This window comes from Sphingosinicella ginsenosidimutans (genome assembly GCF_007995055.1).
Classification (GTDB): domain Bacteria; phylum Pseudomonadota; class Alphaproteobacteria; order Sphingomonadales; family Sphingomonadaceae; genus Allosphingosinicella; species Allosphingosinicella ginsenosidimutans.
Genome location: NZ_VOQQ01000001.1, coordinates 2,654,074 through 2,672,521 on the forward strand (window position 1 = coordinate 2,654,074; position 18,448 = coordinate 2,672,521).

The 18,448-nt window shown below is 64.6% G+C and carries 21 protein-coding genes, 2 tRNA genes and 1 pseudogene; 13 read left to right on the top strand and 11 right to left on the bottom strand.

Annotated elements, in window-relative coordinates; genetic code table 11:
- Positions 1 to 7 precede the first annotated feature (7 nt).
- The 3 genes from FRZ32_RS13190 to FRZ32_RS13200 all read right to left on the bottom strand — a co-directional run bounded on the left by FRZ32_RS13190 (position 8) and on the right by FRZ32_RS13200 (position 2,194).
- Complete coding sequence (locus FRZ32_RS13190; RefSeq protein WP_158635929.1) at positions 8 to 301, bottom strand: response regulator transcription factor; 294 nt, start codon at positions 299 to 301, stop codon at positions 8 to 10.
- 98 nt (positions 302 to 399) lie between these two features.
- Positions 400 to 1,326, bottom strand: coding sequence for an S-4TM family putative pore-forming effector (locus tag FRZ32_RS15345; RefSeq protein WP_158635930.1), 927 nt, complete (start codon positions 1,324 to 1,326; stop codon positions 400 to 402).
- A 4-nt stretch (positions 1,327 to 1,330) separates the two neighbouring features.
- A complete protein-coding gene (locus FRZ32_RS13200; RefSeq protein ID WP_147043948.1) occupies positions 1,331 to 2,194 on the bottom strand; it encodes an SMODS domain-containing nucleotidyltransferase in 864 nt (287 codons plus the stop codon).
- A gap of 208 nt (positions 2,195 to 2,402) precedes the next feature.
- On the opposite strand from FRZ32_RS13200, the gene FRZ32_RS13205 reads away from it, so the two are divergent.
- The 5 genes from FRZ32_RS13205 to FRZ32_RS13225 all read left to right on the top strand — a co-directional run bounded on the left by FRZ32_RS13205 (position 2,403) and on the right by FRZ32_RS13225 (position 6,046).
- Positions 2,403 to 3,851, top strand: a complete 1,449-nt coding sequence (locus FRZ32_RS13205) for an SMODS domain-containing nucleotidyltransferase (protein WP_147043949.1) — start codon at positions 2,403 to 2,405, stop codon at positions 3,849 to 3,851.
- A gap of 105 nt (positions 3,852 to 3,956) precedes the next feature.
- The gene (locus FRZ32_RS13210; RefSeq protein ID WP_147043950.1) at positions 3,957 to 4,550 is read left to right on the top strand and encodes a type IV toxin-antitoxin system AbiEi family antitoxin domain-containing protein; all 594 of its coding nucleotides are present in this window, start codon (positions 3,957 to 3,959) and stop codon (positions 4,548 to 4,550) included.
- Positions 4,489 to 5,463 (top strand): nucleotidyl transferase AbiEii/AbiGii toxin family protein, encoded by a 975-nt coding sequence (locus tag FRZ32_RS13215; protein WP_243445299.1) that lies wholly within the window; start codon positions 4,489 to 4,491, stop codon positions 5,461 to 5,463. The genes FRZ32_RS13210 and FRZ32_RS13215 overlap by 62 nt, the downstream gene beginning before the upstream one ends.
- 179 nt (positions 5,464 to 5,642) lie before the next feature.
- Positions 5,643 to 5,870: a helix-turn-helix domain-containing protein gene (locus FRZ32_RS13220; protein ID WP_147043951.1), complete on the top strand. Its 228-nt coding sequence runs from the start codon at positions 5,643 to 5,645 to the stop codon at positions 5,868 to 5,870.
- 87 nt (positions 5,871 to 5,957) lie between these two features.
- Positions 5,958 to 6,046, top strand: a tRNA-Leu gene (locus tag FRZ32_RS13225).
- 52 nt (positions 6,047 to 6,098) lie between these two features.
- Here the strand turns inward: FRZ32_RS13225 and FRZ32_RS13230 are convergent.
- Positions 6,099 to 6,995, bottom strand: coding sequence for a hypothetical protein (locus tag FRZ32_RS13230; RefSeq protein ID WP_147043952.1), 897 nt, complete (start codon positions 6,993 to 6,995; stop codon positions 6,099 to 6,101).
- A 158-nt stretch (positions 6,996 to 7,153) separates the two neighbouring features.
- Here FRZ32_RS13230 and FRZ32_RS13235 point away from each other — a divergent pair, with 158 nt between their 5' ends.
- Positions 7,154 to 7,669 (top strand): hypothetical protein, encoded by a 516-nt coding sequence (locus tag FRZ32_RS13235; protein ID WP_147043953.1) that lies wholly within the window; start codon positions 7,154 to 7,156, stop codon positions 7,667 to 7,669.
- Here FRZ32_RS13235 and FRZ32_RS13240 read toward each other — a convergent pair.
- From FRZ32_RS13240 to FRZ32_RS15770, 3 genes and pseudogenes are all read right to left on the bottom strand, one after another.
- Complete coding sequence (locus FRZ32_RS13240) at positions 7,635 to 8,144, bottom strand: helix-turn-helix domain-containing protein (RefSeq protein WP_147043954.1); 510 nt, start codon at positions 8,142 to 8,144, stop codon at positions 7,635 to 7,637. The two genes, FRZ32_RS13235 and FRZ32_RS13240, sit on opposite strands and share 35 nt — an antisense overlap.
- Positions 8,134 to 8,709: a tyrosine-type recombinase/integrase gene (locus FRZ32_RS15765; protein ID WP_425568514.1), complete on the bottom strand. Its 576-nt coding sequence runs from the start codon at positions 8,707 to 8,709 to the stop codon at positions 8,134 to 8,136. The genes FRZ32_RS13240 and FRZ32_RS15765 overlap by 11 nt, the downstream gene beginning before the upstream one ends.
- A gap of 335 nt (positions 8,710 to 9,044) precedes the next feature.
- Positions 9,045 to 9,437 (bottom strand): annotated as a pseudogene (locus tag FRZ32_RS15770) (Arm DNA-binding domain-containing protein); the annotation flags it as partial.
- A gap of 290 nt (positions 9,438 to 9,727) precedes the next feature.
- On the opposite strand from FRZ32_RS15770, the gene FRZ32_RS13250 reads away from it, so the two are divergent.
- Entirely contained in the window at positions 9,728 to 10,915 is a 1,188-nt protein-coding gene (locus FRZ32_RS13250) for an AI-2E family transporter (protein WP_147043955.1), read from the top strand.
- 60 nt (positions 10,916 to 10,975) lie between these two features.
- Positions 10,976 to 11,052: transfer RNA gene (locus FRZ32_RS13255), tRNA-Asp, on the top strand.
- A 24-nt stretch (positions 11,053 to 11,076) separates the two neighbouring features.
- On the opposite strand, the gene FRZ32_RS13260 is transcribed toward FRZ32_RS13255, so the two are convergent.
- The 4 genes from FRZ32_RS13260 to FRZ32_RS13275 all read right to left on the bottom strand — a co-directional run bounded on the left by FRZ32_RS13260 (position 11,077) and on the right by FRZ32_RS13275 (position 12,538).
- Positions 11,077 to 11,283: a DUF2842 domain-containing protein gene (locus FRZ32_RS13260; RefSeq protein ID WP_147043956.1), complete on the bottom strand. Its 207-nt coding sequence runs from the start codon at positions 11,281 to 11,283 to the stop codon at positions 11,077 to 11,079.
- Positions 11,274 to 11,825 carry a 5-formyltetrahydrofolate cyclo-ligase gene (locus FRZ32_RS13265; RefSeq protein WP_158635931.1) on the bottom strand — a complete coding sequence of 184 codons (552 nt, stop codon included), beginning with the start codon at positions 11,823 to 11,825 and terminating at the stop codon, positions 11,274 to 11,276. Before FRZ32_RS13265 ends, FRZ32_RS13260 begins: the two co-directional genes overlap by 10 nt.
- Before the next feature lie 186 nt (positions 11,826 to 12,011).
- Positions 12,012 to 12,341: a cell division protein ZapA gene (locus FRZ32_RS13270; protein ID WP_147043958.1), complete on the bottom strand. Its 330-nt coding sequence runs from the start codon at positions 12,339 to 12,341 to the stop codon at positions 12,012 to 12,014.
- Positions 12,341 to 12,538, bottom strand: coding sequence for a hypothetical protein (locus FRZ32_RS13275; protein WP_158635932.1), 198 nt, complete (start codon positions 12,536 to 12,538; stop codon positions 12,341 to 12,343). The genes FRZ32_RS13270 and FRZ32_RS13275 overlap by 1 nt, the downstream gene beginning before the upstream one ends.
- A 123-nt stretch (positions 12,539 to 12,661) precedes the next feature.
- Here FRZ32_RS13275 and tkt point away from each other — a divergent pair, with 123 nt between their 5' ends.
- The 5 genes from tkt to FRZ32_RS13300 are packed head-to-tail and all read left to right on the top strand — an operon-like array spanning position 12,662 to position 18,428.
- Complete coding sequence (tkt, locus tag FRZ32_RS13280) at positions 12,662 to 14,635, top strand: transketolase (RefSeq protein ID WP_147043960.1); 1,974 nt, start codon at positions 12,662 to 12,664, stop codon at positions 14,633 to 14,635.
- Position 14,636: 1 nt separating this feature from the next.
- Positions 14,637 to 15,647: a type I glyceraldehyde-3-phosphate dehydrogenase gene (gap, locus tag FRZ32_RS13285; protein ID WP_147043961.1), complete on the top strand. Its 1,011-nt coding sequence runs from the start codon at positions 14,637 to 14,639 to the stop codon at positions 15,645 to 15,647.
- 4 nt (positions 15,648 to 15,651) lie between these two features.
- Entirely contained in the window at positions 15,652 to 16,863 is a 1,212-nt protein-coding gene (locus FRZ32_RS13290; RefSeq protein ID WP_147043962.1) for a phosphoglycerate kinase, read from the top strand.
- Complete coding sequence (locus FRZ32_RS13295) at positions 16,863 to 17,756, top strand: fructose bisphosphate aldolase (RefSeq protein ID WP_147043963.1); 894 nt, start codon at positions 16,863 to 16,865, stop codon at positions 17,754 to 17,756. Before FRZ32_RS13290 ends, FRZ32_RS13295 begins: the two co-directional genes overlap by 1 nt.
- A 9-nt stretch (positions 17,757 to 17,765) precedes the next feature.
- Positions 17,766 to 18,428 (top strand): O-methyltransferase, encoded by a 663-nt coding sequence (locus FRZ32_RS13300; protein WP_147043964.1) that lies wholly within the window; start codon positions 17,766 to 17,768, stop codon positions 18,426 to 18,428.
- Positions 18,429 to 18,448 lie beyond the last annotated feature (20 nt).

Genomic DNA, 18,448 nt, shown 5'->3' on the forward strand with positions numbered 1-18,448 from the left:
GCCCGGCTCAGATCACGGCGTCAAACCATTGGAATGACTCCCGGGCCGGATGCCTGGCCGCGATCAGCCGGCGCGGACCCTGCCGCGCCAGAGTTATCAGCTCGGCGCGGTTTGCGACGCCGAGCTTGCGGTAGATGCGGCTGATCGCGCTTTTGACGGTCGAGGGCGCGTAGCCGTTGCGCGCGGCGATCTCGCTGTTGTTCAGGCTCTGCGCGGCCAGTTCGACAAGTCTCGCCTCCCACGGCGCAAGAATGCCAAAGCCGTAGCGTGCAGCCGCCGCCGCGCCCTCCGGGCAGAGCAAGTGTGCCGACGCGGGTAAAAGGTGCGCGATCTCTGACGGCTTCGTCAGAATGCCGTCAGTGTGCGCTCATCTGCTCCCCGCGTGCCGCCAAACGATGCTTAAGGCACCGATTGGATCTTCGCCTCTCGGGCCTTGTATTCCGCCAGGAAATCGCTCGCGGCTTCGTTCATCTCGTCTTCGAGCATCGGCCGCTTGATCTTGTATAAATAGGGCAACACGAGGGGGCTGGTTGCTCGGCGAAGGTAGATGGCATTCTGGAAGTCGCGAGACTGGTGCAGGCAGGCGTCATCGTCACAGGCGCCGGCGAGCGCCTGGTTCCAGAAGGTCTTGGCCTTCTTCATCAATTCCTCGAGCTGGTCGGCGGTGTCCCGCTGCCGATAATATTCGCGCCCGGCCCAGGACATAAGCGGCATCGCTGGCGCCAATGTCAGGATCCAGGCCGTGAGATTGAGATTCTGGGCTATACCAGCAATTAAAAGTCCGACGACGACGACAGCGATCACGATCAGAATGACCGCTCCGAAGCTGCGACGAAGCTGGCTGTCATATCTTAGATTGGTCCGCTGGCAGATGATGCGGCCGAGCGCGAGCGGCATGTCGCCCGCGTCGATTGGATACCAGTCCCGCAATTTGGCGTCGTCCCGACGTTTCGACCAGGATCGCGCGGCGGAGCGGATATCTTCCGATTCTGGCGCATCGCCGACCACGAAGCTGTTCCATGGCAATTCCAGAACAGCGCAGTCGAACTTCTCGCCGATCTTCGCGCCTCTTTTGATGAGCGCTTTGTACTGGCGATCGAGCAGAATCGTGTCGGTAAGCAGAACGAGAAGGGCGATGGCGGCGAAATGCGGACGCAGGGTCGGCACGAACAGCGTTGTCACCGCGCCGATGATAGGAACGACGACCGTCAATACGATCTGAACGACCATGAGGCGCATCGCGACCAGGTAGGTCCATTGGCGGGCGCGCATGAACTTGAGTTGGGCGTTCTCGTTTTGCCGTGCCGGGATCGCGTTCGTGGTCATGCGGCTATCCATAAGCCGGAAAATAGTCCGGCAGAAGGAGCGACCATTTTTCGAAGGCGGCGCTGACGTTGCCCCTCGCAGCGAGGCGCTCGGCCTCTTGCGCTCGCGCGGTCGCCCAGGTGAGACGTCTGGTCACTTCCTGGATTTCGGTGGGCTGGCACAAATGCGCGCCGATATCTTTTGAATATCCGGCTGGGTCGGGGAGGGGGGCGCTCAACCATTGGCGGGCCTTGTCGAGCACGAAGCGGACTCCGCTCGGATAGTTGGAAATCGTAACCCCATTGAGAACGTGCAGCGTGATGGTCTCCAGATGGAAGGTTTTGAGCAGCTTTCGGCTCTTGTTCCATCCCTTCATCATCTTGAGGAGAGGGACGAGCGCGCCGTCATGCCGCTTATTGGCGGCGGACCATATTTCGATATGGCGCTTGGGGTCGGTGGCGATCCAGCGGCGATTGGTGGCGTCGGGAATGAAATAGCCTCCGCCGGTGCGGTAGAAGCCAGGTACGACATCGACCTTGAAATCGGTGAAAGTGATCGTGACGGCATGCCCGTCGGGCCTGATGCGAGGCGTTCGAGTGTAAGTCTTGCGCAATGACTTGCGCACCGCCTCGAGCAAGGCCTGCTGTCCGCTCCCGGCATAGTAACGCGGATCGAGGATGACGAAGATATCGATGTCCGCGTCGGCAAGCGGTGCGATCATCGTGTTGCGTCGATAGGAGCCAGCCAGGAAGCTATCGAGGACTGTGAAATCATTTTCAATCACAGAGCGAATGCGCTGTTGGCGCGTCGATACGGTCGATTCCTGAAGTCCCGTGATTTCGAGATTTCCACGCAGGATACGGAACGCTTCGTCGATTGTCCGTGCCATCTTCAGCTCGTTGGTCGTAGGATTTGAACCGATAGGTTCGGGATGCCGGGCAGCCGGCAGCTCGTCTGTCGTCCATCGCGAAAAGTTATCGAGGCTTTTCGGACAGCGACTATCCGAGAAGTTATACACATCTTTCGAATGGTGGCCCTTGCATCAGACCCGCAGATTCATATCTGTTGCGAAACAAACTGTGAACGAAAGTGCCTTCATGGTCAAGTTGACGAGCCAGTTCGCGGATTTTTTGCGGGACACGGTCAATCTCAATCAGACCCGGATCACCAACCTCGAAAACAGCATCGAGGCTCTCAAGAATTTCGTCCGCCAGTGCGATTGGGAGCCGAGGATCCGGGGGTTCGAGGAGCAGGGGTCGTGGGCGCACGACACCATCATCAAGCCGGTGGACGGCGGCGAGTTCGATGCCGATCTGCTGGTGATGGTCGATCCGGTCGAAGGCTGGACGGCTGCGGACTATGTCCGCACGCTGGGCGAGGCCTTTGCCGACAGCGCCACCTATGGCGACAAGGCCAAGGCTTGGGATTACTGCGTCACCATCACCTATGCCGGCGAACGCAAGGTCGACCTCGCGCCGTGTGTGAAGAATCGCCTCTGGGAAGGGAGTCTTGAGGTCTGCAACCGCGCCGCCGATCGCTTCGAACGAAGCGAGCCGATCGAATATACCAAATGGTTGCGCGAGCGGAACGCGCTGTCGGGTTCAAACTCCTTCCGCAAAGTGACGCGGCTGCTCAAATATCTGCGGGATATCAAGACGACCTTCACCTGCCCGTCGGTGCTCCTGACCACTCTGCTCGGGCGGCAAGTGGAATGGTATGACAAGGACTCGGACGATTTTGCTGACGTTCCCACGACATTACGCACGGTCATGGGTCGCCTCGACGACTGGCTACAGGGTCGGCCGACCCGCCCCCGCGTCGAAAACCCCAAACTGACCTCAGAAGATTTCGCCAGCGGCTGGACCGACACGCAATATTCCAACTTCCGGGCCTTCATTCACAAATATCGGGGCTGGATCGACGAAGCCTATGAGGAGGAAGACCGCAGCGAGAGCATTAAGGCGTGGCGGCGCATTTTCGGGGTTGAGTTCGCGAAAGGGGAGGAAATCCGCGCGGCCACGAGCGTCGAAAAGAGCGGCAGTCTCATGTCGTCTCTGCTGGTGACGACAGCGGCCCATGCCGACGGCATCGTCGATGCCGTCAAAAGACTGGGCGTCTCGATTCTGCCCGCCTGGTTCTATGAGCCACCTCATATGCAGCCGCCGCGCTGGCCGGCGATCGCCAATGTCTCATCCAATGTCCAGGTCTTCGCGACCTGGCACCCCGGGCAACACGATAGCGCGTCCCGAAGCGTCGGCCGCGATGACGTGCTACCGCGCAGAGGCGGGCTGTGGTTCGACGTCGGCATCAACGGCGGCGCTGCACTGCCCGCTGGCTATCGCGTCCAATGGCGCGTCACCAACACCGGCATGATGGCTCTAGCGCTGAACAATGGGCGTGGCGGTTTCTACCCACCCACGTCGGGAAACCGGCGTTGGGAGAGCTTAGCCTATCGCGGCGTTCACATTACCGAGGCTTTCATCATCAGACGATCGGATGACGTACTGGTGGCAAAGAGCCCACCGTTCAGCGTCGTCATTGAATGATCGTGCGCGACTGAGTCGCGGTCGCCCTGCATTATATCCGTGCCTTGAAAAGCGCGCGCGATAAGCGTATCTCAATGTCGGAAACGTCGTATTTTGGTTGCACCGATGAGCAGTTTGACCGATCAGATCCTCGATCGCTTCGCCACTGGCGAAACCCTGGATCGCGCCCAGCTCGCGATCGATGCCAATTACGACTCGGTCGGTCGCGCGCTGCGGCAATTGGTAGACGATGGCAAGCTGATCCGGATGGGGCGCGGCCGGTACAAGAAGGCTCTCCGGAAGGGCGCAGTCTCGGCGGCGACGATCGCCGACAGCATCCGGCGTCAGATTGATCGTTCGAAGCGAAACGTGTTTCTGCGCGGTGATTTCTCCAAGCTTGGTCGCAGCTATGACGCGGTTGGCCGGGCGTTGCGCCAACTGACCGAGCAAGGGCGATTGGTGCAGATCGGTCATGGACTCTACGCCAAGGCTGAGCGGTCACCGTTCACGGGAAAGCCGGCGCCGATCGTCGGCATCGGTCGGCTGGCGACCGAAGCGCTTGCCCGGTTGGGCAAGCCTGTCGCCCGCTCGACCTCTGATCGCGCCTACAGCAGCGGCCGGTCGACCCAGGTGCCGACCGGCCGGAAAGTGGCGGTCAGTGACCGTGTTCGCCGCCGCATCGGCTATGACGGCAATTATGTCGTTTTCGAACGCGCCTGACGGCGACGCGCTCAGCCGCGTCGCTGGTGCGCTCGCGGTCGATGAGGCCTTCATTGAGAAAGACTGGTTTGTTGTTCAGGCAATCCGGCTACTGGTCGCCCTCGAGACGCCCGACATCAAACCGGTTTTTTCCGGCGGCACCGCGCTGCTGAAGGCGCACGGCCTCATAAAGCGCTTCTCCGAGGACATCGATTTCAAGCTCGCGCTATCGGATACGTTTCTCGCCAAGTCGCCGGGCCAGCGGAAATCCGCTCTTAGCGGCTTCAAGAAGGATGTCGCGGCGGCATGGGAGGAGGCGGGTTTCACCGATCTGAAGATCGAGGCCGGGAGTGGCAACACCTTCATCAAGATCGAAATGAATTATCCGACCGTCCTGGACGGTCACGCCGCATTGCGACCGCATATCCAGGCGGAGCTTTCGGCCAAACCGCCGCGGCTCCCGCCACATGACCGTCCATTGACGTCTTTCGTGGCGCAGTTCCGCGGGGAACCGCCCGAAGTGGCCTCGATTCCGTGCGTCGATCCTGTTGAGACGGGTGCCGACAAACTCAGCGCCTTCACCTGGCGCGCGCTCGTTCGCGAACGCGGCGGGGACAAGGACGATCCCACGATCATACGCCACGTCCACGATCTCGCGGTGCTTGAGCCGACTATCGCCACCAATAGTCATTTCGGCATCTTGCTGGCGGAAACGCTGATCGCCGACACGCAGCGCGGCGGCGGCGCCGTCGCCGACCTTGCTCCCAAAGAACGGCTTGCCGCGATGCTGGCGCGACTGCGGGCGGATGACCTCTACGCGGAGGACTATCGCCTGTTCGTCGAAGACATGGCGTTTGAATCCGCCGAGGACATACCGTCATTTGAAGTCGCAGTGCGCGCTGTCGAGAGGTTGTCCGCCCTGCTGCCGGCCTGACGACGCCCCTGGTCACACCAGCCACCCGCCGGGTGCAAGTATCTCCGCTACGCCGCACTTCGCCATTGCCGCCGGGGATCATCGCGGAGCGAATCGCATCGCCGCGAGCAAGCTGGGGCAGAGGGGAGACGAACTCAGATTTGCTTGGAATCTGCTGCACCGCGGGTCACCTTCACCGCATGTCCGGCTCCGCGTCCCCCTATTATTCGAACGACGAAGCCGCAAATTTTCTGCGTCTTTCACCCCGAACACTGGAAAAATATCGGGTCATCGGCGGCGGGCCGCGATTCCGCAAATTTGGTCGCAGGGTCTTCTACGCCCTTGCTGATCTCGAAGAGTGGGCGGGGCTGCGCAGATGTGATTCGACCTCAGATCCTGCTTGGAAGCGGCCGCCATCATCGGCTTGACCGCGAGCCAATCGCGTCTGGAAATCCGTCCTTCAGCCACCTATAGGGGTGGCAAGTCGATCCTTGGCCCCATGTGCCGGTCGGCATGCGGGTGTGGCGGAATTGGTAGACGCAGCGGACTCAAAATCCGCCTCTGTGTGAGCAGAATGTCGGTTCGAGTCCGACCACCCGCACCAAATAGCCTCTCACAGCCCGCCATCTTGCAAGAGGGTGGACGTGCCAAAGCACCTATTTGCTCTGGCGATATTCGCCAACGCGACGGCGCCTCTCTTCCGGCATGGTGTGATCCATTCGGACGAACCAACTCGCGTCATTGTAGCTCAACAAATGCGAGGGCACCGGCGCAACCCCCAAATGCTGCGCCAAGTCTTCTGGAGTCATCACTCGCACTCTTATGGAACGCAGCGGCTCCTTTTTCGCGAGGCTCTTACATGCCTTCAAAAGCGGCCCGTCAGTGGTGAGAAAGCAGAACGAGTTGTGCCGTTCGGCGGTCCGTATATGCCATGCGTCCTGGGTGCATTTCTCGCCCAATTGCTGCTTCAGCAGCGCGTAGAGATCATGGAAAAGCCTGTCGTCTGATTTACGCAATCGAGTCCGTTGCTGCTCGGCGGCCGATGGAAGATTCATCCACTTCGGTCCGAGCGTCGGAAACACCCAGCCGTCTACGCTCTCAATCTTGATGCCCGAGAGCAGCGAGTAATCAAAGTATCCGTAACCCCGGAAGCGCCCCATAGGCTGACGAAACTGTTCGTCACTCAGTTCAGCGGATTTGCAGAATTCGATCAGACCGAGGCGCGCGAGATGAGTCAGGCCAGTTAGATAAGTCACTTGCCTGTAGCGTTCGGACTTATTCTTCCGGCCATAGACTGGGACACGGGCAGCGTATCCGGTGGCCATCGGTTGGTTGCCCCAATTGGAGATGCCGGTCGTGATCCAACGAGTTTCATGGGTCACGGCTAGATCAAACACTGTGTTGTCGAGCAAAACGCGCAACGGCTCCCTGCCGGCCATATCTCTGCGAGCCTTACGGGTCGCAACATTGAGGCGCGCCGCCGCAATTCGGGGAAACAGCCTGAATCGTATCCTCTCGGGGAGGGTGCGGAGACGGGCAAGCGGGCGAAACATCGACCCATTGTATGTCTCGGATCGTCGGCTTCTACCACTTTCGAGCCCGTCGGCCTTGCGCCCAGGCCGAAGCTCGTGAACCGGATAGCGGCTCACGCCTGCGCGGATCGAGATGTTCACGTTAATAGAATCCGATTTCAGGAAGTGGGGGTGAATCCATGTTTTGTCCGAACGCGATCGATTGGGGAAACGTTGCCGACTGGGTATCGGGAGCTGGTGCATTCGCTGCGGTGGTCACTGCCCTCCATATTGCCGGAAGCGAACGGCGGTCCGCCACCAAGGCGCGAGAGATCGCCTCGAATGAGGCGCACGAGCGGCGCGCCCAGGTCATTGCGGAGGCCATTCGATTGGCGGGTGAAGTCGAGGCGATCGCCAGGAGTTATGTGCAGTTGGTCAGCTTCGGGGGTGGTGAGGGGCAATCCAAACGACGAGATTTGCTCGATGACATCGATGGTGTCCGTCGGCAGCTCGACGCGCTTCAGCAGTTTCCCAATTCCGATCCGCGACTGTTCGCGGAAATCGGTCGAACCGCTTCAGATTGCCGCACGGAGGCTGAAGTGATCGATATGAGCACCTCCTATGCCGCGCAGATCATGACGCGACTCGCTGAGCACATGGCGCATCGTCGCGACGCCCTCATTACGCTGTCTCGACTGGCTGAACCTCAGGGATGAGTTCGCGCGGCAGTTCCTGACAGGAGCGCTGCCGCCGCGCCCAGCCAAGCAGTTCGTCTACCGGGTAGTGAATACGCCTCCCGAAACGGCAAAAGCGTGGGCCGCCGCCCTCGCTGCGATAATTTGCCAGGCAAAAGCTGGTGACGGTCAGGAACCGGGCGGCGGTTGGCGTATCGGCCAGGAACACGGCACCTGGCGGAGCGGCTTCCGGCAAGTCGAGCTGTGGCCACGCGCCATCGGCGCTATCCAGACCGGCCCATTGCAGCAAATCCACCCAAGCATAGCGGATCCAACGCCCGAATTTGTAGTAAGGCGGGCCGCTGCCGAGATTGCGGTAGCAGGCAAGCGTGTGGCGCCTCACCTTGAGGAACCGCGCCGCCTCTGTCGGATCGGCGAGCGGCAACGAATCCAGCGCCTCGACAAAAATCAGGCGCGCGCCCGGCGGCAGCGTCATGCGATCGGGCTCAGCGGTCATTGGCCGCCCTCCGCAACGGAACGCCGCTGCCGCTGTAGGGCATCGGCGGCCGAACGACCTTGCCGCCGGCGGGCAGCGTGTCGGGCGGGCGGTTGAGCCAAGGGGAGGGGGCCTTGCCCTTTGACCGGATGATCGTCGCGCGCCGGTCGGCGACGATCTCCGCGGCGGCGCGGACCTGATCGTCCTCGACATGGACGTAGCGCATGAACATCGTGACCGTCTTGTGCGCGGTCAGCGTCATGCCGACCTTCAGCGGGATGCCGGAATTGGCGATGTCGGTCGCGGCGCGGTGGCGGATGCCGTGGGTGCCGACATGGACGAGGCCGCTGGCGGTCAGGATACGCTTCCACGCCGCCCAATAGCTGTGCTTGCTCATCCGCCGCTGCGGATTGGTGACTGCGGGCACGACATAGGGCGAGTCATGAAAGCGCGGCGCGTTCCGGAGCAGGTCGTAGGCTTCCTCGCTGAGCGGCTTGGAGATGCCGCCGGTCTTACTGTCGGGCCAGACCACGCGCCGCTCGTCGAAGTCGATCCAGTCCCATTCGAGGCTGGTGATCTCGGACATGCGCGCCGCGAACGCGAACTGGAGCCGGATGGCGAGAATGTAGGACGGATGCTCCACGCCTCGGCCTCGGCGCGGTCGAGATAGTCGAAGAGCTTGGCCAGCTCGACATTCCTGATGAGCCGAGTGCGCCGCCCTTCCGGATATTTGGGGACGAGCCGGCACGGATTGGTGCCGTCCCTGCGATGGCCCCACAGCTCGGCGCAGTTGAACATCTTCTTGAGGCAGGCGAGCACCTTGTTGGCCGCGCCGGGGATGTGGACCATGTCGCGCATCATGTCTGCGATGTCGGTGCGAGTGATCGCTTCGACCTTGAGCTTGCCCAGGCGCGGCTTGATGTGGACCCTGATGTAGCTGCGGTTGGACCTGACCGTGCTCGGCTTGTTGTTCGGGATCGAATGGCGGGTGATGAACTCGTCGCACAGCGTCCGCACGGTCGGATTGCCGCGCGCCTTCGCCTTTTCGAGCGAAGGATCGCCGCCTTCGCGCACGACGGCGAGCCACTTCTGGGCGATCGTGCGGGCCTGCTCGACGGTGAGCTCGCCCCACAGGCCGATCGCCGGCTTGCGCCGCTCGCCGCCGATCGTGCGGTACTGGAGCATGAACACCTTACGGCCGCCGGGCGTCACCTTGCACAGGAAGCCCGGCGCCTCGGTGTCGCGCAGCTCATAGTCGCACGCGCCCGCTACGGCGGCTTCGACACTGCGCTTGGTGAGCTTGAGCGTCGCCATCTTCGTCCCTCAAACCCGATTTCCAGGAGCCACATAGGAGCCAAGCGGCGGAAAATCGGGGCGTGCTGCATCTCAGCCGGGCGAACAATAAAGCTGGACAAACCAATGAAAAACATCGATATATCCAGCTCCGGCCTAGTCCGGCAAAGACGGGCGTAGCACGTCTGGGCAACCTCAAAATCGAGTTCCGCAAGGAGTGCCCGTTCGACTCGGGCCAGGGGCACCATCCGCTTCCTCTTTCCAGCGCGCGCCGGCTCGGGCATGGTCGCGTTGAAAGGTTGTGCGCGTAGATGGATCAGCAGCGGCCCGACGAAGACGATGCACCGCGCGGCCCGGGCATCGGGCTCGTGCTGGAGGACGAGACCAGCGCGTTCCGGCGCGATCGGCTGCTCGCCTCGCTCACGCTGATCAGCGGCCTCGGGCTCGCGGTCGCGCTCCCTTTTGCGCTTCAGGCGGGGGCCGAATTCTTCCTCCCGGTCACCGCCGCACTTGTGATCGCCATCGCGCTGGTGCCGCTGCTCGAATGGCTGGAGCGGCGACGCATTCCCTCGACGCTCGCCGCCTTCCTGTGCGTGGTCCTGTTCATCGGCATCGCCAACATCGCCGTCGCGGCGATCGTCTTCCCCGCGATGCAATGGTTCGAGCTGCTGCCGGAGCGAGTCGATCGGCTGCGCGCGACCTTCGCGCCGGTGCTCGACGTCTACACCAATCTCGAACGCTTCATCGACAATGTCGTCCACCGCTTCGCCCATAGCAGCCCGGGCGCGCCGCAGGCGGTGAGGGTTGAGACACCGAACTCGCTGCTCCAGATCGTCGCGACCTCGGCGCCGGTCGCCGCGATCCAGATGTTCTTCGCGCTGCTGGTGATCTTCTTCTTCCTCGCCGGATGGACGCGGATGCGCAAGCGCGCGATCACGACCCGGGCGAGCTTCGACGGGGCGATGACGACGGCGCGGGTGATCCAGCGCATGGTCGACGCGACCTCGGCCTATCTCGGCACGATCACGATGGTGAACATCGGGATGGGACTCGTCGTCGCGCTGGTGCTCTGGCTGATCGGGATGCCGACGCCGCTCATGTGGGGCGGCATCGCGGCGGTGCTCAATTATATCCCCTATCTCGGCCCGATCGCCTCGGCGCTGCTGCTCGCGCTCGGCGGGCTGATGACCTTCCGCGATTTGGGTTATGCGCTGCTCCCGGCGATCTGCTTCATCGGCGTCCACCTGGTCGAATCGAACCTGGTGACGCCGGCGGTGGTCGGGCGTCGGCTGACCATCAATCCATTGTTGATCCTGCTGTCGCTGAGCTTCTGGGCCTGGGTCTGGGGGACGACGGGGGCGCTGCTCGCGGTGCCGCTGCTCATCATCGGCCGGACGGTCCTCGACGCGGCCGGCAAGCCCGACATCGCCGGTTTCCTGTTCGAGGAAGGCACGCTGATCCACGAACATCATGACGAGGCACGGCCCCCAACCAAATGATCGGCCCGCATCGCTTGACAGCCCCAATCGCCTCCACTAACCGGCGCGGCCTGCACTTACGCGGGTGTAGCTCAGTTGGTTAGAGCGCCGGCCTGTCACGCCGGAGGTCGCGGGTTCGAGCCCCGTCACTCGCGCCATTTCCCCAAAGCGGAAACGTCGCCTCAATCCCGCCGGCTCATCCAGCGAATCAGCGGTCGCAGCGGCAGGATCCAGGCGATCCCGGCAAGAAGATAATAAAGCGCCTGGACGAGGGCCGGCAGACCCGAGACCCAGGCCGCGCCCGTCACGGCAAGCACGCTCCAGCCGACGATCAGCAGCAGGATGAGCGCCATCCCGACGCCGGTCCGCCAGCTCGGCTCTATGCGCATGGAAACCATCCTTCCGGCGTCGCGACCGCGTCGAGCCGCACGTCCCAGGAGTCGGCGGGAAGGGGGCCGGGGACGAGCTGGCAGGCCCAGCCGATGCCGATCGTGGCCACGGCCCGCCGCGCTCGCAGCCGCGCCAGCGCCCGATCATAATGGCCCTTGCCGTGGCCGATCCGTGTGCCGGCTCGATCGGCGAGCACGATCGGGACGAGGACGATATCCGGATCGACCGCCGGCGCATCGGCGCCGGGCTGGCCCATGCCCCAGGGGCCGGGCTCGGTCGGCGGTCCGCTGCGCCAGATCATCTCCGCCTCGCGATCCGCGAACCAGGGGAAGGCGGCGCGCTGACCGGGCGTCAGGCGATCGAGGATGGCGCCGGGATCGATCTCGCTCTTCAGCGGATGATAAGCGGCGATGGTGGCCCCGTTTCCGAGACGCGGCACCACGTGATCCGCCAGCGCGGCCGCCTCGACCGCGCGGGCATCGGCGTCGAGCGCGGCCGCGCAATCGCGCCGGAGCCTCAGCCCCTCAATGCGCGCGCTCATCTTGTCAGGAAACATGGGTGACGGGACCGCCATGGCCGTTTGCCGGAATATCCTCTGACGCCAGAACGTCAGGTGGGAACCATATGCGTCGGACCAGGGCCCGGGCAGGGACAGCTCCCTAGGATGTCTTATCGCCTCAGGGATGTTCGCTAAAGCTCGTACCGGGCAGTACCCGTCCCGCCCTATCTAGGCGCTCACCGCCGCCGGCTCAAGCGTTGCGACAAGGCTTTCGAGCCGGCCCGCGATCCGTTCCAGCGCTTCGGCCACCGCCGGATCGGGCGCGGGCGGCGTCGGATCGGGCAGGCCGGCGCCGGCGCGGGCATCCTTGAGATCATCGGCGATCAGCAGCGCGGCAAAAAGCAGCTGGCGCGCCTCCGTCAGCCCGCCGAGCGCCTCGGCCGCGTCTTCGGCCCGCTTGTTCACGATCGCGGCGAGCGAGCGCAGATGATCCTCCTCGCCGTCACGACAAGAGACATTATAGCTGCGGCCGGCGACGTCGATATCGATACTGGCCATCAGCCGCGCTCCGCCTGATCGATGATGAGATCGAGTTCGCCGATCGCGCCTGCGACCTTGCGCTTCAGGGCATCGTGGGCATGCCGGAGTCGCTCGGAATCGGCGCCGCCGGACTTGAGGCGCTCAGCCCCCTGCTCGATCCGCGCAAGCGCACGTTCGATGCGGTCGATCGCTGCCAGAGCGCGTTGGTCCGCCATGGACAACGGCATAGCATGACTGCGCGGCGCGGCAAGATGCCGTGTCGGCCCGGTTGACGCGCGCATCTTCGCCGATAAAGGAACGCCAAGCCGGCGCGCGCCAGCGGACCTCCTGGAGACGAGATGCCCGAGATCAGAACGCTCGCCAACGCCATCCGCGCCCTTTCGATGGACGCCGTCCAGGCCGCCAATAGCGGGCACCCCGGAATGCCGATGGGCATGGCCGACGCCGCGACCGTGCTGTGGACGGAATTCCTGAAGCACGACCCGGCCGATCCGGCCTGGCCCGATCGCGACCGCTTCGTGCTGTCGGCGGGTCACGGCTCGATGCTGATCTATTCGCTCCTCCATCTCACCGGCTACGAGCGGCCGACGATCGACGATATACGTCGCTTCCGACAGCTGGGATCGCCCTGCGCCGGTCATCCCGAGAATTTCCTGCTGCCCGGGGTCGAGGCGACGACCGGGCCGCTGGGGCAGGGGATCGCGATGGCGGTCGGCATGGCGATCGCCGAGCGGCACCTCAACGCAGCCTTCGGGGACGAGCTGGTCGATCACCGGACCTGGGTCATCGCCGGCGATGGCTGCCTGATGGAGGGGATCAACCACGAGGCGGCGGGGCTCGCCGGGCATCTCGGCCTCGGGCGGCTCAACGTGCTGTGGGACGACAACCGAATCACCATCGACGGCGCCACCGATCTTTCGACCAGCGAAGATGTGGAGGCGCGCTATCGGGCCTATGGCTGGCATACGGTGCGCTGCGACGGGCTCGACGCCGACGACGTGCGCCGCGCGCTCGCCGAAGCGGCGGCCGATCCGCGCCCGTCCCTGATCGCGTGCCGCACGATCATCGGCTTCGGCGCGCCCAACAAGCAGGGGACCGCTGCGACCCACGGCGCGGCGCTCGGCACGGATGAGGTGGCGGCGGCGCGGCGCGCGCTCGGCTGGGACTGGCCGCCCTTCGAGATTCCGGGGGACATCGCGGCGGCCTGGCGCGAGCTCGGCGGGCGTGGCGCATCGGCCCATTCGGAGTGGCGGGGCCGGCTCGCGGCGAGCCCGCACAAGGCGGCGTTCGAGCGCCGCATGGCGGGCGACCTCGCGGAGGGCGACGAGATTCGCGACCGGATGGCGGAGATGCTCGCCGAGCCCAAAAAGGTCGCGACCCGCAAGGCTTCGGAGGACGCGCTCGGCGTGCTGACCCCACTCCTTCCCGAGCTGGTCGGCGGATCGGCGGACCTCACCGGATCGAACAACACGCGCACGAAGGACCAGACGCCGCTGACCCGCGACGATTATGGCGGGCGTTACATCTTCTACGGCATCCGCGAATTCGGCATGGCGGCGGCGATGAACGGGATGGCGCTGCACGGCGGAATCATCCCCTATGGCGGCACGTTCCTCGTCTTCTCCGATTATGCGCGGCCGGCGATCCGCCTCTCGGCCCTCCAGCGCTGCCGCGTCGTTTATGTGATGACGCACGATTCGATCGGGCTCGGCGAGGACGGGCCGACACACCAGCCGATCGAGCATCTGACGAGCCTTCGCCTCATCCCGAATCTCGAAGTGTGGCGGCCCTGCGACCGCGTCGAGACGGCCGAGGCCTGGGAGGCTGCGTTGCAGCGACGGGATGGCCCGACGCTTCTCGCGCTCAGCCGCCAGAACCTGCCGCAGCTGCGCGACTATGCGGGGCGGGACGGGCTCAGGGGCGCCTATCGCCTGAAGGCCGCGGGCGCGGCGCGGCGCGTGGTGCTGCTCGCCACCGGTTCGGAAGTCGAGGTCGCGATCGCCGTTCGCGAAAGCCTTGAAGGGCAGGGGATCGGCACCGATGTGGTCTCCATGCCCTGTTGGGAACGTTTCGACGCGCAGGACGCGGCCTATCGTGCCGACCTGCTGCCCGCCGACGCGCTGATCGTCTCGATCGAGGCCGGCGCGACGCTTGGCTGGGAGCGTTACACCGGGCGCAGCGGCCTCAATATCGGGCTCGACCGCTTCGGCGAATCGGCGCCGGCGGAGGACCTGTTCAAACATTTCGGCTTTACCGCCGAAGCGATCGTGCCGCGCATCGTCGTGGCGCTCGAAAATCAAGGAGATCAATGACATGGCGACCAGAGTTGCGATCAACGGCTTCGGGCGGATCGGCCGCCTCGTGGCGCGTGCCCTGCTCGAGCGTCCGGACAGCGGGCTTGAACTCGTCTCGGTCAATGATCTTGCCGACGCCGAATCCAATGCCTGGCTCTTCGGCCGCGACAGCGTCCACGGCAAATATCCGGGGACGGTCAGCGCCGAGGGCAATGACCTCGTGATCGACGGCAAGCGGATCCATGTCACGGCGGAGAAGGATCCGGCGAAGCTGCCGCACGGAGCGAACGGGATCGACCTCGTCCTCGAATGCACCGGTTTCTTCACCGATCGTGACAAGGCCGGCGCGCATCTGACTGCAGGTGCGAAGAAAGTTCTCGTCTCCGCCCCGGCCAAGGGTGCCGATCTCACCGTCGTCTACGGCGTGAACCATGACAAGCTGACCGCAGAGCACACGATCGTGTCGAATGCGTCCTGCACGACCAACTGCCTCGCCCCGGTCGCCAAGGTGCTCAACGACACGATCGGGATCGAGCGCGGCTTCATGACCACGGTCCATGCCTATACCAACGACCAGAAGATCCTCGATCAGATCCACAAGGACCTGCGGCGCGCCCGCGCGGCCGCCATGTCGATGATCCCGACCACGACCGGCGCCGCCCGCGCGGTCGGCGAGGTGCTGCCGGAGCTCAAGGGCAAGCTCGACGGCTCGGCGGTCCGCGTGCCGGTGCCGGACGGCAGCCTGATCGATCTCGTTTTCACCCCGAAGCGCGACACGAGCCGCGACGAGATCAACGCGCTGCTCAAGGCCGCGGCCGAGAGCGGCCCGCTCAAGAATATCCTCGTCTATACCGAGGACCCGATCGTGTCGGCCGACATCGTCCATACGCCCCAGAGCTCGACGGTGGACGGGCTCGAGACGACGGTGATGGAGGGCAAGCTCGCCCGCGTCGTTTCCTGGTACGACAATGAATGGGGCTTTTCGAACCGCATGGTCGATACCGCCGCGGCGATGGGAAAGCTGATCTGACGCCATGACGTCGTTCAGGACCCTCGACGACCTCGGCGACGTTTCGGGCAAGCGCGCGCTGGTCCGCGTGGACCTCAACGTGCCGATGAAGGACGGGGCCGTCACCGACGACACCCGGTTGCGCGCGACGCTCCCGACCGTCACCGAACTGGCCGACAAGGGCGCGATCGTCCTCCTGCTCGCCCATTTCGGCAGGCCGAAGGGCGAGCGGCGGCCGGACATGTCGCTGGCGCTGGTGACGCGGCCCTATGAGCATGTGCTCGGCCGGCCCGTCCGCTTCATCGACGATTGCGCGGGGCCGGAGGCGGCCGAGGCCGTCGCGACGCTGCAGCCCGGTGATGTCGCGATTCTCGAGAACACCCGATTCCATGCCGGCGAGGAGAAGAACGATGCGGCGCTCGCGCAAGCGATGGCCGCGCTCGGCGACTTCTATGTCGACGATGCCTTTTCCGCCGCGCATCGCGCCCACGCCTCGACCGAGCGGATCGCCCACCTGCTGCCCGCTTATGCCGGGCGCGCGATGGAAAAGGAGCTGAACGCGCTGGAACGCGCGCTCGGCCATCCGGAGCGGCCGGTCGCGGCGGTGGTCGGGGGCGCGAAGGTTTCGACCAAGCTCGAAGTGCTGCGCCACCTGGTCGGCAAGGTCGATCACCTCATCATCGGCGGCGGCATGGCGAACACCTTCCTCGCCGCGCGCGGCGTCGCGATCGGCAAAAGCCTTGCCGAACGCGACCTCGCCGACACCGCCAACGAGATTCTCGACGCGGCGGACCGGGCGAACTGCACCGTGCATCTGCCCTACGATGTGGTCGTCGCGAAGGAGTTTGCGGCGAATCCGCCGAGCATCCGCACCTGCAACGTCCATGAGGTCGCGGAGGACGAGATGATCCTCGACGTCGGCCCGGCCGCCGTCGAGGCGCTGGCGGACGTGCTCAAGACGTGCCGGACCCTGGTGTGGAACGGCCCGCTCGGCGCGTTCGAGACGCCACCCTTCGAGGCCGCGACGGTTTCGCTCGCCCGCACGGCGGCGGCGCTGACCCAGGAGGGAAGCCTCGTCTCGGTGGCGGGCGGCGGCGATACGGTCGCCGCGCTCAACCAGGCGGGCGTGGCCGACGATTTCACCTTCGTGTCGACGGCCGGCGGCGCCTTCCTCGAATGGATGGAAGGCAAGGAGCTGCCGGGGGTCAAGGCGCTGGACTCGCGAGAGGGAGAATGATGCAGGATTCGGACATGATGACGCAGATGGCGAGCGGGAAGGGCTTCATCGCCGCGCTCGACCAGAGCGGTGGTTCCACGCCCAAGGCGCTGAAGGGCTATGGGATCGAGGAGGGCGCCTGGTCTTCCGACGAGGAGATGTTCGGCCTCATCCACAAGATGCGCGAGCGGATCATCACCTCGCCCGCCTTCACCGGCGACAAGGTGATCGGCGCGATCCTGTTCGAGCGGACGATGGACGGCGAGGTTGGCGGCAAGCCCACGCCGCAGGCGCTGAAGGACCGCGGCGTCGTCCCGTTCGTGAAGATCGACAAGGGGCTGGAGGCCGAAGCCGATGGCGTCCAGCTGATGAAGCCGATGCCCGAGCTCGACGCGCTGCTCGCGCGCGCCAAGGGGCTCGGCGTGTTCGGAACCAAGGAGCGCTCGGTCATCAACCTCGCCAATCGTGAGGGGATCGCGGCGGTCGTCGCCCAGCAGTTCGAGGTGGCCAGGCAGGTCCGGGCGCATGGGCTGGTCCCGATCATCGAGCCGGAGGTCAACATCAAGAGCCCCGAGCGCGCCGAGGCCGATGCGATCCTTCTCGACGAGCTCAAGAAGGGGCTCGATGCCTTGCCGGGCGATGCCAGGGTCATGCTGAAGCTCAGCCTGCCGGCCGAATGCGGCCTGTTCGATCCGCTCGTCGCCCATCCGCATGTGCTTCGGGTCGTCGCGCTCTCGGGCGGCTATTCGCGCAGCGAGGCCTGCGCCGAGCTCGCCAGGAATCACGGGATCATCGCGAGCTTCAGCCGGGCCTTGCTCGAAGATCTTCGCGCGCAGATGAGCGACGCCGAGTTCGACCGCACGCTCGGCGAGGCGATCGACGAGATTTACGAGGCCTCGGTCGCCAAGGCCTAGGAGGGCCGGATGAGCGCGGAGTGGAACACGGTCGACGCCTATCTGGCGGAAAAGCTGCTCGCCGACGATCCGGCGCTCGATGCGGCCCTGGCGGCCAATCGGGCGGCGGGCCTGCCCGCGATCGACGTCTCGCCGCTGCAGGGCAAGCTGCTCCACCTGATCGCCCGCGCGATGAGCGCGCGCCGCATCCTCGAAATCGGGACGCTCGGCGGCTATTCAACGATCTGGCTGGCGCGGGCGCTGCCGGAGGACGGGCGGGTCGTCACCCTTGAGCTCGATCCGCACCACGCGCAGGTCGCGCGCGCCAATGTCGATCGCGCCGGGATCGGCGGGAAGGTCGAGATCAGGGTGGGAGCGGCGCAGGACTCGCTCGCCGCGCTGGCCGCTGAAGGCGGGGCGCCGTTCGATCTCGTCTTCATCGATGCCGACAAGCGGAACAACGGCGTTTATGTCCGCGCGGCGATCGACCTTGCCCGTTCGGGGAGCGTCATCATCGTCGACAATGTCGTGCGCGACGGGCGGGTGATCGACGGTGATTCCGACGACGCAATGATCCAGGGAACGCGCCGCCTGTTCGACATGCTCACCGCCGAGGCGCGGCTCGATGCAACGGCGATCCAGACGGTAGGGGCCAAGGGATGGGACGGCCTGATGATGGCGCTGGTCCGCTGAACGGAACGGCCTTCGCCAAT

What these genes read in the sequence shown, in the direction of transcription:
- FRZ32_RS13240 (WP_147043954.1), bottom strand. Translation starts at nt 8,144, where the DNA reads ATGACCGCTGAGCCCGATCGCATGACGCTGCCGCCGGGCGCGCGCCTG.
- FRZ32_RS13290 (WP_147043962.1), top strand. Translation starts at nt 15,652, where the DNA reads ATGACGTCGTTCAGGACCCTCGACGACCTCGGCGACGTTTCGGGCAAG.
- tkt (WP_147043960.1), top strand. Translation starts at nt 12,662, where the DNA reads ATGCCCGAGATCAGAACGCTCGCCAACGCCATCCGCGCCCTTTCGATG.
- FRZ32_RS13205 (WP_147043949.1), top strand. Translation starts at nt 2,403, where the DNA reads ATGGTCAAGTTGACGAGCCAGTTCGCGGATTTTTTGCGGGACACGGTC.
- FRZ32_RS15765 (WP_425568514.1), bottom strand. Translation starts at nt 8,709, where the DNA reads ATGTCCGAGATCACCAGCCTCGAATGGGACTGGATCGACTTCGACGAG.
- FRZ32_RS13230 (WP_147043952.1), bottom strand. Translation starts at nt 6,995, where the DNA reads ATGTTTCGCCCGCTTGCCCGTCTCCGCACCCTCCCCGAGAGGATACGA.
- FRZ32_RS13235 (WP_147043953.1), top strand. Translation starts at nt 7,154, where the DNA reads ATGTTTTGTCCGAACGCGATCGATTGGGGAAACGTTGCCGACTGGGTA.
- gap (WP_147043961.1), top strand. Translation starts at nt 14,637, where the DNA reads ATGGCGACCAGAGTTGCGATCAACGGCTTCGGGCGGATCGGCCGCCTC.
- FRZ32_RS13250 (WP_147043955.1), top strand. Translation starts at nt 9,728, where the DNA reads ATGGATCAGCAGCGGCCCGACGAAGACGATGCACCGCGCGGCCCGGGC.
- FRZ32_RS13270 (WP_147043958.1), bottom strand. Translation starts at nt 12,341, where the DNA reads ATGGCCAGTATCGATATCGACGTCGCCGGCCGCAGCTATAATGTCTCT.
- FRZ32_RS15345 (WP_158635930.1), bottom strand. Translation starts at nt 1,326, where the DNA reads ATGACCACGAACGCGATCCCGGCACGGCAAAACGAGAACGCCCAACTC.
- FRZ32_RS13210 (WP_147043950.1), top strand. Translation starts at nt 3,957, where the DNA reads ATGAGCAGTTTGACCGATCAGATCCTCGATCGCTTCGCCACTGGCGAA.
- FRZ32_RS13220 (WP_147043951.1), top strand. Translation starts at nt 5,643, where the DNA reads ATGTCCGGCTCCGCGTCCCCCTATTATTCGAACGACGAAGCCGCAAAT.
- FRZ32_RS13295 (WP_147043963.1), top strand. Translation starts at nt 16,863, where the DNA reads ATGCAGGATTCGGACATGATGACGCAGATGGCGAGCGGGAAGGGCTTC.
- FRZ32_RS13260 (WP_147043956.1), bottom strand. Translation starts at nt 11,283, where the DNA reads ATGCGCATAGAGCCGAGCTGGCGGACCGGCGTCGGGATGGCGCTCATC.
- FRZ32_RS13265 (WP_158635931.1), bottom strand. Translation starts at nt 11,825, where the DNA reads ATGAGCGCGCGCATTGAGGGGCTGAGGCTCCGGCGCGATTGCGCGGCC.
- FRZ32_RS13200 (WP_147043948.1), bottom strand. Translation starts at nt 2,194, where the DNA reads ATGGCACGGACAATCGACGAAGCGTTCCGTATCCTGCGTGGAAATCTC.
- FRZ32_RS13275 (WP_158635932.1), bottom strand. Translation starts at nt 12,538, where the DNA reads ATGGCGGACCAACGCGCTCTGGCAGCGATCGACCGCATCGAACGTGCG.
- FRZ32_RS13300 (WP_147043964.1), top strand. Translation starts at nt 17,766, where the DNA reads ATGAGCGCGGAGTGGAACACGGTCGACGCCTATCTGGCGGAAAAGCTG.